The sequence below is a fragment of the Streptomyces sp. NPDC006261 genome (genome assembly GCF_040613515.1).
Lineage (GTDB): Bacteria > Actinomycetota > Actinomycetes > Streptomycetales > Streptomycetaceae > Streptomyces.
This window is the reverse complement of record NZ_JBEXSI010000009.1, coordinates 132,037-145,154: the sequence shown is the minus strand read 5'-3', so window position 1 is coordinate 145,154 and position 13,118 is coordinate 132,037. Positions and strand designations below refer to the sequence as shown.

The 13,118-nt window shown below is 70.3% G+C and carries 9 protein-coding genes; 6 read left to right on the top strand and 3 right to left on the bottom strand.

Features of this window, described 5'->3' with window-relative positions; all coding sequences use genetic code 11:
- Positions 1-27: 27 nt before the first annotated feature.
- Positions 28-1,656: an N-acetylmuramoyl-L-alanine amidase gene (locus tag ABZ154_RS08170; RefSeq protein ID WP_356830174.1), complete on the bottom strand. Its 1,629-nt coding sequence runs from the start codon at positions 1,654-1,656 to the stop codon at positions 28-30.
- Between the two features lie 137 nt (positions 1,657-1,793).
- Between ABZ154_RS08170 and ABZ154_RS08165 the strand changes: the two genes are divergently transcribed.
- The 4 genes from ABZ154_RS08165 to ABZ154_RS08150 all read left to right on the top strand — a co-directional run bounded on the left by ABZ154_RS08165 (position 1,794) and on the right by ABZ154_RS08150 (position 7,991).
- Positions 1,794-2,546 carry a TIGR03089 family protein gene (locus tag ABZ154_RS08165; RefSeq protein WP_356830172.1) on the top strand — a complete coding sequence of 251 codons (753 nt, stop codon included), beginning with the start codon at positions 1,794-1,796 and terminating at the stop codon, positions 2,544-2,546.
- 176 nt (positions 2,547-2,722) lie between these two features.
- Positions 2,723-4,246, top strand: coding sequence for an LCP family protein (locus tag ABZ154_RS08160; protein WP_356830170.1), 1,524 nt, complete (start codon positions 2,723-2,725; stop codon positions 4,244-4,246).
- Between the two features lie 455 nt (positions 4,247-4,701).
- Positions 4,702-6,234 carry an LCP family protein gene (locus ABZ154_RS08155; protein WP_356830224.1) on the top strand — a complete coding sequence of 511 codons (1,533 nt, stop codon included), beginning with the start codon at positions 4,702-4,704 and terminating at the stop codon, positions 6,232-6,234.
- A 50-nt stretch (positions 6,235-6,284) separates the two neighbouring features.
- Positions 6,285-7,991, top strand: a complete 1,707-nt coding sequence (locus ABZ154_RS08150) for an LCP family protein (RefSeq protein ID WP_356830168.1) — start codon at positions 6,285-6,287, stop codon at positions 7,989-7,991.
- A 79-nt stretch (positions 7,992-8,070) separates the two neighbouring features.
- On the opposite strand, the gene ABZ154_RS08145 is transcribed toward ABZ154_RS08150, so the two are convergent.
- Complete coding sequence (locus ABZ154_RS08145; RefSeq protein ID WP_356830166.1) at positions 8,071-9,108, bottom strand: glycosyltransferase family 2 protein; 1,038 nt, start codon at positions 9,106-9,108, stop codon at positions 8,071-8,073.
- 403 nt (positions 9,109-9,511) lie between these two features.
- On the opposite strand from ABZ154_RS08145, the gene ABZ154_RS08140 reads away from it, so the two are divergent.
- Entirely contained in the window at positions 9,512-10,897 is a 1,386-nt protein-coding gene (locus tag ABZ154_RS08140; protein ID WP_356830222.1) for an LCP family protein, read from the top strand.
- 21 nt (positions 10,898-10,918) lie between these two features.
- On the opposite strand, the gene ABZ154_RS08135 is transcribed toward ABZ154_RS08140, so the two are convergent.
- Complete coding sequence (locus ABZ154_RS08135) at positions 10,919-11,476, bottom strand: acyl-CoA thioesterase (protein ID WP_356830164.1); 558 nt, start codon at positions 11,474-11,476, stop codon at positions 10,919-10,921.
- A gap of 117 nt (positions 11,477-11,593) precedes the next feature.
- Between ABZ154_RS08135 and ABZ154_RS08130 the strand changes: the two genes are divergently transcribed.
- Positions 11,594-12,886 (top strand): LCP family protein, encoded by a 1,293-nt coding sequence (locus tag ABZ154_RS08130; RefSeq protein ID WP_356830162.1) that lies wholly within the window; start codon positions 11,594-11,596, stop codon positions 12,884-12,886.
- Positions 12,887-13,118 lie beyond the last annotated feature (232 nt).

Here is a 13,118-nt window from a genome sequence, read left to right as displayed (position 1 = left end):
TAAGCAGACCGGTCCGACATGAACCGGTCAGCGGCCCTGCAGTTTGGCGGAGCTGGTCCTGGCCTTGCCGAGCTTCTTGTAAAGACGCGCTCCGGGGCATTCGGTTGCGAAACCGTCCCGATGGCCCGCGATCACGTTCATGCTCACCTTCACACCCGCCTTGTACTTGTTGCTCCCGCCGGAGACGAGGGTCACCTTTCCCTTGGGGTTGGCGCCGAACAGCCCGAGCTTCCAGGCCGTGAGCTTGGAGACGGCCGTGACAGCGGCGGCGGGCGGGTTGGTGGAGGCGTAGGAGCCGAGTACCGCGATGCCCATCGTGTTGGTGTTGAAGCCCAGGGTGTGCGCTCCGAGGACCGCCTTCGTGACGCCGCCGGCCCGGCCCTCGTAGATGTTTCCGCACTTGTCGACGGCGAAGTTGTAGCCGAAGTCACGCCAGCCCATGCTCTTGACGTGGTAGCGGTAGATGCTGCGGAGCACCGAGGGTGCCTGCTTGCAGCTGTAGTTGTTGCCGGTCGCACTGTGGTGCACGAAGGCCGCCTTGACCGTCTTCGTGTACCCGAAGTTCTTCTCGCGGAGCCTCTCGTCGGCGCCCCAGCCCTTGCGCGTCACGATCTTCGGCCGTGGGCCGATGTACGGCTTCGCGCCGGGCGCCAGGTTCACCGACTCCAGCGTCTCCGCCTGGGTGAGGGCGGGGATGACGGTCGCGCCGAGCTCCGCGAGTTCCGCGTTGACCGCCGAGGCCGCGGCGATCTCGGCCGTCAGGACCTCCGGCAGGGCGGCGGCGGTCGGCGGGGTGTCCGCGAAGACGGCGGGGACGGCAGCCCGGCCCGCCGGGCCGCCGCGGACGGGCTTGGGTGCGGAGGCCTCGCCGGCGTCCTCTCCGGGGTCGACGAGCTCCAGGCGCATCCCTTCCGGGAGCGGTGCGGGGGTGGCCGCGCGGTCCTGCGGGTCCGAAGACCCCGGGGCCTCCGGAGCTTCCGGACGTACGCGTACCTCCACGCCGTCCGAGTCGCCGACCCACAGCGGGGCCGTCGCACCCCGCACCGCACGCCCCTCGCGCTCGGCGCTGCCGAGGTCGGCGGCGTGGTCGGCGTTGTGCGTCTCGACGTCCTGCCAGTCGGACCAGCGCGTGGTGCCGGTGGCCCGGGTCCGGACCTGGACCGTGCCGTGCAGCTCGGCCTCGGCGTCGTCCCAGACCACGCCCACCAGGGAGAAGGGGCGGGCGTCGCGCTGGGGCACGCCCTGGGCCGCCGGTGCTCCCGCGACCCGGTTCGAGGGGACGGGGAGGGGCTCCAGGGGCAGCGACTGCGTCGAGCCCGCCGGTTCGGCCGCGGATGCGGCGGCGCGGGGTTCGGAGGTGTCGGTGGTGCCGGGGGCGTTCGTACGGGGCTCGGAGGTGCCGGACGTGTTGGTGCGGGGTTCTGTGGTGTCGGGGGCGGGTGTGTCGGGAGTGGGCGTGTCGGGGGCGGGAGCCTTCCTCGTCGTCGCTTCGGCCTGCACCGAAGGCGGTCCCGCACCCGGTGACGCCGGGGACGTGGAGGGGGGCGGGGCCGTGGCGGAGACGGAAGCGGGGGCGGATGCCGCTGAAGTGGCGAGCGGCAGAGTGAGGACCGCTGCGCAGGTGACGCCGACTGAGGTGACAACTAGTGCACGCATACGCATGATCCTGGCCACAACCAGACAACTCCGGCTACTCGTCCCGAAAGCCGCATCTGATGCCGTGTCCGCCGAACCGGTGTACGTGACACCCGTTCAGCCCGCCCCGCAGAGCCTCCCCGCGTACTCTTGCGCGGATGAACTCCAGCGACCGAACCGCCGCCGACCTGCTGCGATCCGCCCTCGCCGCGGACCCGGCCCGCCCCCTGGTCACCTTCTACGACGACGCCACCGGAGAACGCGTCGAACTGTCGGTGGCCACCTTCGCCAATTGGGTGGCCAAGACCGCCAATCTGCTCCAGAGCGACCTCGCCGCCGAGGCCGGCGACCGGCTCGCCCTGCTCCTCCCCGCGCACTGGCAGTCCGCGGTCTGGCTGCTCGCCTGCTCCTCGGCCGGGGTCGTCGCCGACGTCCAGGGTGACCCGGCCGCCGCCGACCTCGTCGTGAGCGGGCCGGACACACTGGAGCGGGCCCGCGCCTGCCGCGGTGAGCGGGTCGCGTTGGCCCTGCGCCCGCTGGGCGGCAGGTTCCCGCAGCCACCCGAGGGCTTCGCCGACTACGCGGTGGAGGTGCCGAGCCAGGGCGACCGCTTCGTCCCCTTCGTTCCGGTGGACCCGGACGCTCCGGCACTGGCCGTGGGCGGGGTGGAGCTGACCGGTGCGCAAGTCGTCGCGAAGGCCCGCGAGGATGCCGAGGCCCTCGGGCTCGTACCGGGGTCCCGGCTGCTGACCGGGCACACGTACGACACGTGGGAGGGGCTGAGCACCGGGCTCCTCGCGCCGCTGGCCTCCGGCGGCTCCGTGGTCCTCTGCCGCCACCTCGGGCAGCTCGGTGCGGAGGGCCTGGCGAAGCGCGTCGAGAGCGAACGGGTCACCAGCACGGCGGTATGACAAGCGCCCCGAGGTGCACTCGTCCGGCCCACAGCGGGCCGAGCCCCCGGTGACGATCGCCGAGGGGGGTAGATGATCGGCGGTACAGACCACTCTCTGGGCAGTGCACAACCAAGCGTGAGGTTCAGCCGTCTACTCCTGCGACCGGCGGCCCATCGCGCCGCCGAACGTGAAGGATGGACGCAGACGTGACCGACAGTGCTGGCACGCCGGCCGACCCGGACCTCCCGGCCGGGGACACGCCGCAGGACAGGTCGCAGGAAGAGCCGGAGGCCACGGACTCGAAGGCAGAGCCCGAACCCGGGAACGACGTGCCTCAGGGCGAGGCCACGAACGCCGGTGGCGGCGCCGGCCCCGACGCCTCGCAGGACTCCGGCGACGAGGGCAAGGCCGAAGCCGGCGAAGGCAGCAGCGAGGGCGACAGCGGGGACAGGGACACCCCCCAGGACCGCAGCGACAGCGACGGCGGCAGCGGGGACGGCGACCAGGGCGGCAGCGACGGTGAGAGCCGCGCCGCAGGCGTACAGACCTGGGCCGACCACCCCAAGGACGGCAGCGCCTCCCGGCGGAAGCGGCCCTGGCTGCGCTGGGCAGCCCTCGCCGCCTCGTTCCTCGTGCTGATCTCCGCGGGCGCGGGCTGGTGGCTGTACAAGAAGCTCGACGGCAACATCACCACCGACACCAGCGCCGCCGCAGAGCTGAAGGTGTACGAGAAGGAGCGGCCCACCCCGGTCGTCATGGATGCCCAGAACATCCTGCTCATCGGCTCGGACAGCCGGTCCGGCGACAACCGCGAGTACGGCCGTGACGACGGCGGCAGCCAGCGCTCGGACACCACGATCCTGCTGCACCTCGCGGCGGACCGGAAGAGCGCGACGGCGGTGTCCCTGCCGCGCGACCTGATGGTGGAGGTCCCCAACTGCCGCACCGGGGACGACAAGGAGACCCGGGAGCGGTTCGCCCAGTTCAACTCGGCGTTCGAGCTCGGCGGCACCGCCTGCACGATCCGTACGGTAGAACGGCTGACCGGCATCCGGATCGACCACCACATGGTCGTCGACTTCAACGGGTTCAAGGACATGGTCGACGCCGTGGACGGGGTCGAGATCTGCCTCAAGGAGCCGATCGACGACAAGGACGCGCGCCTGGAGCTTTCGGCCGGGCGCCAGACGCTCAACGGCGAGGAGGCGCTCGGCTACGTACGGGCGCGCAAGACACTCGGCGACGGCAGCGACACCGAACGGATGGAGCGCCAGCAGCGGTTCCTCGGCGCCCTCGTCAACAAGATGCAGAGCAACGGCGTCCTGCTCAACCCGACCCGGCTCTACCCGGTCCTGGACGCGGCGACCAAGTCGCTGACGACCGACTCAGGTCTCGACTCGCTGCGGGACCTGTACGACCTGGTGCGGAGCATGCGGGACGTGCCGACCGACCAGGTGCAGTTCCTGACCGTACCCCGGCAGCCGTACCGCCAGAACACGAATCGGGATGAACTCGTCGAACCGGACGCGAGCGAACTCTTCAAGCAGCTGCGCGAGGACAAGCCCGTCGCGGTGGTTCCGGCGGAAGAGCTCAAGGAGAAGGAAGAGGCCCGGGACGGAAAGCCGGACGACACCGGCTCCGGCTCCGTCTCCGAAAGCCCGACCCCAGCACCTACCTACTCGGGCTCGAGCGCCGCGGACGACCTGTGTGAGCAGTAAAGCAATCACCAAGACATAGAAGGCAATCGGCACTTAATGGGAAGAATGACCGGTTGTAAGGAGGGTGGTGTGGGTCACGCACGTCGCTCCTTTACGAACGGGGCGGATAGTGTGACGCGATCCGGTGCTTCCGGCCAACAGGTCGTGCACTGCCGGAGCGAAGGAACGAGCGCCTTGCCGGGGGAGGGCGCCTCGCGTGGCACCGACGGAGGACTCAGGCAACCGTGGATGCGCAAAGCCGTGGGCGGGCGGACGATATCGACCCCGCAGACCAGTGGGTGCTCAACCCGCACACCGGCAATTACGAACTGCGACTGGACCAATCCGCAGGGGAGTCGCCGGTCACCGCGCGTACGGCCACTGCCGAGGATTCCGGCCGCCGCGGCGATGCGCGGACCAGCGCTCCGCGTGACGGCCGTGAGGGTTCCGGCCGGCGCGGGACCAACTCCCCCGAGGTGCCCGGCCAGCGCAGCCGCCGGTCCTCCCAGAGTGGCGGGCGCGGCGCCGAGGCCACGGCCACCGCGGGGCGCCGCAAGCGCAAGGCTCCGAAGGCGCGCAAGAAGAAGGCACTGATGTGGACGGGCGGGGTGACGGCGTTCCTCGTCCTCTCTGCCGGGGTGGGCGCCTACATCCTGTACGAGAAGCTCAACGGGAACATCGACGCCATCGACATCGGCGACCAGGGCAACAAGAACGTCCTCAGCGACGGTCCGATGAACATCCTGATCATCGGCACCGACAAGCGCACCGGCAAGGGCAACGAGGGGTACGGCGACAAGGGCAGCGAGGGCCACGCCGACACCACCATCCTGTTCCACGTCTCCGAGGACCGGACCAACGCGACGGCGATGAGCATCCCGCGCGACCTGATGACCGAGATCCCCGAGTGCGAGACGAAGGAGCCGGACGGCACCTCCACGATCATCCCCGGCACCCCGAACGAACGCTTCAACACCAGCCTCGGCCAGAACGGCCGTAATCCCGGCTGCACCATGAAGACGGTCGAGAACGTCACCGGCGTCAAGCCCGACCACTTCATGATGGTCGACTTCAACGCGGTCAAGGAGCTGACCACCGCGGTCGGCGGCGTCGAGGTCTGCATGGCCAAGCCGGTCGACGACCCGAAGTCGCACCTGAAGCTGCCGCAGGGCAAATCGGAGGTACAGGGCGAGATGGCCCTGGCCCTGCTGCGCACCCGGCACAGCTTCGGCAACGAGAGCGACCTCGACCGGATCAAGGTGCAGCAGCAGTTCCTCGCCTCGATGATCCGCGAGATGAAGTCGAGCGACACCCTGACCAACCCGAAGAAGCTGTACACGCTGGCCGACGCGGCCACCAACGCGCTGACGGTCGACACGGGCATCGGCGACGCGAAGAGGCTGATGACGCTGGCCCAGGAGATCGGCAAGGTCGACACGAAGAACATCACCTTCCTGACGATGCCGGTCATAGACAACCCGGCCGAGCCGAAGCCCATCACCGTGGTCGTGGACCCGGTCAAGGGTGAGCAGCTCTTCGCGATGCTGCGCTCCGACACCTCGCTCACCGAGGTGAAGCAGAAGGAGAAGGCCGCCAAGGGCAAGCAGGCGGCCCTCCTCAAGGGCCCGAAGGCCGCGCCCGCCGACGTACGTGTGGATGTCCTCAACGGCGGTGAGATCTCCGGCGCCGCGGGCGCGACCGTCACCTGGCTGCAGAACCAGCAGGGCGTGCTGAAGTCCACGAACAAGGCCAACGCCCCCGAGAAGACCAGGAAGACGACCCTGGCCTACGCGCCCAACCAGGCCGACCAGGCCCGCGCGCTCGCCGAGATGATGGGCCTGCCCGCCGCGGCCATGAAACAGGGCACCGCCGACGCCGGGGAGCTGGAGGCGATGGTGCTGACGCTGGGGGCGGACTTCAAGGGCGCGGGCATGCCCATCACGGGACCGGCGAAGATGCCGGAGGACGTCGAGAAGTCGAGCGCGGACAAGGCGGTCTGCGCCAAGTGACACCGAGTCACCGCGTCACAGCGGAAATCTGAACAGCATGGGGGGGTCCGGTGGGACGGAGCAGTACGCACGGGGAGGGGACACGGTCACGCGTCCGTCACGCGGATCGGCCCGGTGGGGACGAGGGCGGGGACGGCGGGGGCCGTACGCGCCTCGAGAGCGGTGACGGCGGCGCGGGCGATCCGGCCGCGCAGGCGGCCGGCGACGGCCCGGGCCGTCGGGCCGGGTCGCGGGGCAGGAACACCCAGGGCCGGAGCAGCCGCCGCGCCCCGAAGAGCGGCAGACAGCGCGCCTTCCGCTGGATCTCCTCCGTACTCACCCTGCTGATACTCGGCACCGGTGGGGCCGGTTATCTCTACTACGAGCACCTCAACGGCAACATCAGGAAAGGGGACCTGACCCTCGGAGACCGGCAGATGGCCGACCACAAGGCCAACGCCGCCGGGCAGACCCCGCTCAACATCCTGCTCATCGGCTCCGACGCCCGGGACTCCGCGGAGAACCAGAAGCTGGGCGGCGCGAAGGAGACCTTCGGCTCCCCTCCGCTCGCCGATGTGCAGATGCTGCTCCACCTCTCCGCGGACCGCTCCAACCTCTCCGTGGTCAGCATGCCGCGCGACACCATGCTGAAGATGCCCAAGTGCACGGCCCCTGACGGTGAGGTCTTCCCGGCCAGCACGGTGGACGTACAGACCAACCAGAGCCTGCGCCGCGGTGGTCCGGGCTGCACGGTGGCCGCCTGGTACGAGCTGACCGGCATCCGGATCGACCACTTCATGATGATCGACTTCGCCGGTGTGGTCTCGATGGCCGACGCGATCGGCGGCGTCCCGGTCTGTGTGACCGCCAACATCCACTCACGCGGCGCCAACGGCCGCGGTGGTTCCGGGCTGAAGCTGGAGGCAGGCACCCACTCCGTCCAGGGCGAGCAGGCTCTCCAGTGGCTGCGCACCCGCTACGGCTTCGAGGACGGCAGCGACCTCGCGCGGGCCAAGGCCCAGCACCAGTACATGAACTCGATGGTGCGTCAACTGCGCAAGGGCACCAAGCTCACCGACCCGGCGAAGCTGATGAACCTGGCCGAGGCCGCGACCACCGCGCTGACGGTCGACAAGGGGCTCGACACGGTCAAGAAGCTCTACGACCTGGCCGAGGAGCTGAAGAAGGTCCCGACGAAACGCATCACGATGTCGACCATGCCGAACGTGTACGGAACCGGCGTCAACCGCGGCCGGGTCTACCCGAAGGCGGGCGACGCCGAGCAGCTGTTCCGGATGGTCCGCGAGGACATGCCGCTGGACGGCAAGGCGTCCAAGCGGAAGAAGGTGGAGCCGAAGGACCCGTCGGCGCCGGTCGGCGAGATCGCCGTGGCCGTACGGAACGGGACCGCCACCGACGCGCTCGGCCCGGTCTCGGGGCGTGCGGGTGACGTGGAGAAGCTGCTCAAGGAGTCGGGCTTCGCGAAGGCCACCATCGACCCCGACAACGTGGCGGGCTCGACACGGACGGCCATCCTGTATCCGAGCGCGGATCTGGAGGGCGACGCCCAGGCGGTCGCCAAGGCACTCGGCATCCCGGTCTCGCAGGTGAAGAGGTCGACCGACGTCTCCGGCATCTCGCTCGCCGTCGGCGCCGACTGGCGCGAGGGCGGGGCCTACCCCGTCTCCAAGGGCACGGAGAAGACCCCGGACTCGGCGGGGGCCCAGAACGGCGAGGAGGAGGGCTGCATGAAGGTCGACCCGAAGTACACATGGTGACCCGATAGCGGAACGTACGTATGCGAAGGGTCCCACCGGACGGCACCGGTGGGACCCTTCGCGTACGGAACCGGCCGGATCAGACCGTCTCGCTGCTGCTGCTACTGCTCGCCAGCGACGGGCGGCGGCTCGCGATGACCCGCTTCGCCAGGGAGCGCGGGCTGGTGAGGAAGCCGAAGCCCCAGCACATGTGCATGGTCGCCAGCGCCACGGGAATCTGCGCGCGGGCCTTCAGCGGGAGCCCCTTGCCGGCGGGCAGCGACCCGGCGACGATCGCGGCCACGTACCCGCCGGGGACGAGAAGCGCCCACGGGGTGACGGCCGCGCCGAGCACCAGGCCCGCCGCGATGGCGACGACGGCGGTCGGCGGGGCCAGGTAGCGCAGGTTGATGGAGCCGGAGTGGTAGCGGGCGACGACGTGGCGCCAGCGGCCGTAGTCCTTGTACTGCTTGGCGAGCGCCTTCACCGAGGGGCGCGGGCGGTACTGGACCTTCAGCTCGGGTGAGAACCAGATCAGCCCGCCGGCCTCGCGGATCCGGAAGTTCAGCTCCCAGTCCTGGGCGCGGATGAACTCCACGTTGTAGCCCTCCGCCTGCTCCAGCGCCTCGCGCCGGAAGACGCCCAGGTACACCGTCTCGGCCGGGCCGGCCTGGCCGCCGGTGTGGAAGGCCGCGTTGCCGACGCCGATCCTCGAGGTCATCGCGGCGGCGACGGCGTCCTCCCAGGCGTTCTCGCCCTCGGCGTGCATGATGCCGCCGACGTTCTGCGCGCCGGTCTCCTCCAGGAGGCGGACGGCGGTCGCGATGTAGTTCGGCGAGAGCATGCCGTGGCCGTCCACGCGTACGACGACGGGGTGGCGGGAGGCCTTGATCGCCGCGTTGAGGGCGGCGGGGGTGCGGCCCGTGGGGTTGGGGACCGTGTGGATCCGGGAGTCCTCGGCGACCAGCTCGGCGGCGATCTCGTCCGTGCGGTCGGTGGAGGGGCCGAGCGCGATCACGACCTCCATCTCACCGGCGTACTCCTGCTCCAGGATGTGCCGGACCGAGTTCCTGAGATGGCGTTCCTCGTTGAGCACCGGCATGATCACGGAGACGGCGGGGTACTGCGCGGCAGACATGTGGTCCTCAGGGGGTCCTCGGGGGCGCCAGGGGTTCCGCGCCCAGGAGGCGGGCACCCCGGGAGGGGGCGTTATTCGGCCGCCACGTTACCGCGAACGGGGGACACCGGTGCGCGCGCCGCAGGGTGGTGGGCCGGGGCGGAGATCGTATGGGCCTACCGTGCGATGGTCCCGTTGCACCGCAGGTGTCTACGTCGGTCGGCACACCGCAGCGGCGCCGCCGTCGACCGACACACCGCAGAGGTGTCTCCCCCCGTGCACCGCGGAGGTGTCTCCCCCCGTGACCGCCCCCCGCCCACCGCAGCACCCGCCCCGCCCCCGCGCCACTCCCCCGCGCCGCCGTCCACCGCAGGGTGCCCGGCCCGTCCGCTCACGGAAGCAGGACGAGCGGCCGCGCTGGGGCATGCGGGTGGCCACCGGGCTCTCGGTGCTCGTACTGGGCGCGGGTGGGATCGGTCACGCCGTGGTGAGCAGCCTGGAGGGCGGGATCAGCCGGGTCGACCCCTTCAAGGACATGAAGAACCGCCCCCAGTCCGGGCACGGGACCAATCTGCTGCTCGTGGGCACGGACGGCCGGGACACCATCACCGAGGCGGAGAAGCAGAAGTACAAGCTGGGCGGCGCGCCCTGCCACTGCACCGACACGATCATGCTGGTCCACCTCTCGGCCGACAAGCAGCGGGCGAGCGTCGTGAGCCTCCCCCGGGACAGTTACGCGGAGGTCCCCGCCCACACCGACCGCACCACCGGCAAGAAGCACGACAGCCACCCGGTGAAGCTGAACGCCGCCTACGCGGAGGGCGGGCCGACGCTGACCGTGCGGACGGTCGAGCACATGACAGGCGTCAAGGTCGACCACTATGTGGAGGTCGACTTCACCAGCTTCATGAAGACGGTCGACGCGGTGGGCGGGGTGCAGATCTGTACGGCCCGGCCGATGAAGGACTCGTACACCGGACTGGACCTGCCCGCCGGTACCCATCAGCTCGACGGCGGCAAGGCGCTCCAGTACGTACGCTCCCGCCACGTCGACGTGGCGTCCGACCTGGGCCGGATGCAGCGCCAGCAGAGGTTCATGGCGGCGCTGATCAAGCAGGCGACGAGCAACGGGGTGCTGCTGAACCCGGTGCGGTTCCAGCAGGTCTCCGCCTCCGTGCTGGGCTCGGTCCGGGCGGACAAGGGGTTCGGTACGGAGCAGATGCTGGCGCTCGGCAAGGCGATGAAGGACTTCAGCCCGGCCTCGTCCGAGTTCACCTCCGTGCCCATCGGCAACCCCAGCTTCCCGGTCAAGGGCATCGGCTCCACGGTCCAGTGGGACGCGGCGAAGGCGAAGAAGCTGTTCCAGGCGCTGCGCGAGGACAAGCCGCTGACCCCGTCCCCGCCCAAGCCCGCGGCAGGCGCGCCGAAGCCGGCCCAGGCCGTGCTGGTGGACGTGGCACCGGAGGAGATCCGGGTGCAGGTCTACAACGGCACCTCGAAGGACGGCCTCGGCAAGGACGTGGACTCCGGCCTGCGCGCGACCGGCTTCAACACCACGGAAGCCCCGCTCAACGGCAAGCTGCGTGACCTGGCACGGACGCTCGTGACGTACGACCCGCGCTGGGACCGGTCGGCGAAGTCGCTGGCCGCCGCGTTGCCGGGGAGCGAGCTGAAGGCCGTGCAGGGGCAGGGCCCCACGATGGAGGTGACGGCCGGATCGGACTTCACGAAGGTGCGGCCGGTGCGGGCGGAGAACAAGCAGACGGGCGACTTCGCCACGGTGACGGGCGACGAGGTGGTCTGCCCGTAGGGCGCTCCGGGAGCTGCGGTCTCAGTCGTCGATGCCGTCGGCGACGCGCTTCTCCCGCAGCTCCTTGATCGCCCGGCGGCGCGCGAGGCGGTGGGTGCGCCGGATCTGCGCCTCCTGGTAGCGCCGCTTGTCGCGCTCGGTCTCGGGGATCACCGGCGGTACGCGGCGCGGCTTGCCGTCCCCGTCGACGGCGGCGAAGACGAGGTAGGCGCTGCCGACCTGCTGGGCGGGGGTCGACTCGTTCCAGCGCTCGGCCATCACGCGGACGCCGACCTCCATCGAGGAGCGGCCGGTCCAGTTCACCTGGGCGCGTACGTGAACGAGGTCACCCACCCTGACCGGCTCCAGGAAGACCATCTCGTCCATCGACGCGGTCACCGCGGGCCCGCCGGAGTGCCGTCCGGCCACGGCGCCCGCCGCGTCGTCGACCAGCTTCATGATCACGCCACCGTGCACCGTACCCAGGAGGTTGGTGTCGCTGCCGGTCATGATGTGGCTGAGGGTCGTGCGGGACGCGGCGGTGGGCTTGCCCGGAATCTCTTCTTGCGAGCGCTCCGAGCGGGTGGCCTGATCTGTCATACAGTCCACCTTATGCGCGGGCCCGGATCCCGCAGAATGCATCAGCTTCGCAACAGCCCTGGTGCGATTTCCCTTACACCCTGTAATAGCCGTGGGTCGGGACGGCACACTGTTCGGATGAACGATTGGCCCGATCGACGGACCGGCGACCGCAGCGAGCGCTATGGGCGGGGCAGTGCCGGCCCCCAGCCCGAGAGCGCCCGGGCGATGCCCCACATCCAGCGCCGCCCGGCCCCGCCGCAGAGGCCGCAGGTTCCCCCGCAGAGCCAGGGGTACGACGACCGCTACCCGGCCGGCTCCCCCGGTTACGGCAACAGCCCCGAGCCCGGCTTCGACAGCGGTTACAACACCGGCCAGGTCTACGGCGGAGGCGCGGGCGGTGGCGGCGGTCGTGGTGGCGGGGACGCAGGTTACGTCCATGGCCGCCCGGCTCCGGACTGGCGCCGCCGGATCAAGCTCGGCGCGCTGACCCTGGTCGTCGTCCTCCTCGTGGTCTCGGTCTCCACGTACTTCTGGGCCGACTCCAAGCTGAAGCGCGAGGTCGACCTCGCCAAGGTCATCGAGCGACCGGAAGCGGGCGACGGGACGAACTACCTGATCGTCGGCTCCGACAGCCGTGAGGGCATGTCGGCCGAGGACAAGAAGCGGCTGCGCACCGGTTCCGCCGAGGGCAAGCGCACCGACTCGATGATGATCCTGCACGACGGCTCCAGCGGCCCGACGCTGGTCTCCCTGCCGCGCGACTCCCAGGTGGAGATCCCCTCCTTCAAGGGGTCCGAGTCCGGCAAGATGTTCCAGGGCACCGGCCGCCAGGTGAAGCTGAACGCCGCGTACGCCGAGGACGGACCCGAACTGCTCGTGCGCACGGTCGAGTTCAACACCGGGCTGCGCATCGACCACTACGTCGAGATCGGCTTCGGCGGCTTCGCGCAGATCGTGGACGCGATCGGCGGGGTCGAGATGGACATCCCGAAGGCCTTCAAGGACAAGAAGTCCGGCGCCGACTTCCAGGCCGGTAAGCAGACGCTGAACGGCGAGCAGTCCCTGGCCTTCGTCCGCACCCGGTACGCGTTCGCGGGCAGCGACCTGGACCGTACGAAGAACCAGCAGAAGTTCCTCGCGGCGCTGGCGAGCCAGACGGCGACCCCGTCCACGGTCCTCAACCCGTTCAAGCTGTACCCGACGATGGGCGCGGGCCTGGACACCCTGATCGTGGACAAGGACATGTCGCTCTGGTCGCTGGCCAACATGTTCTTCGCGATGAAGGGCGTCACGGGCGGCGACGGTACGTCGATGAACATGCCGATCTCCGGCAGCTCCGGCGGCAACCTGGTCTGGGACAAGGCCAAGGTGAAGCAGCTCGTGCAGCAGCTGAAGAACGACGAGAAGGTCACGGTCAAGGGCAACTGACGCCGGCCCCGCAGGGCCATCGCGGGGGGGGCGCCGCCTACTTGGGTCCCGTAGACGATGTTCCCCCTCCTCGTCCATGAGGGGACGGATCTGGGAGGGGCCGTAGTCGTCCGTGTCGGACGGGCGCGGCTTCTCCGGCCCCGTCGGGCCCGACGCGCTCCACGCGCTCCACCCGCACGACCCCGTACCGGCGCCCCCGCGCCGCCCTGCCGTGCGGTCTCCACCACCAGGC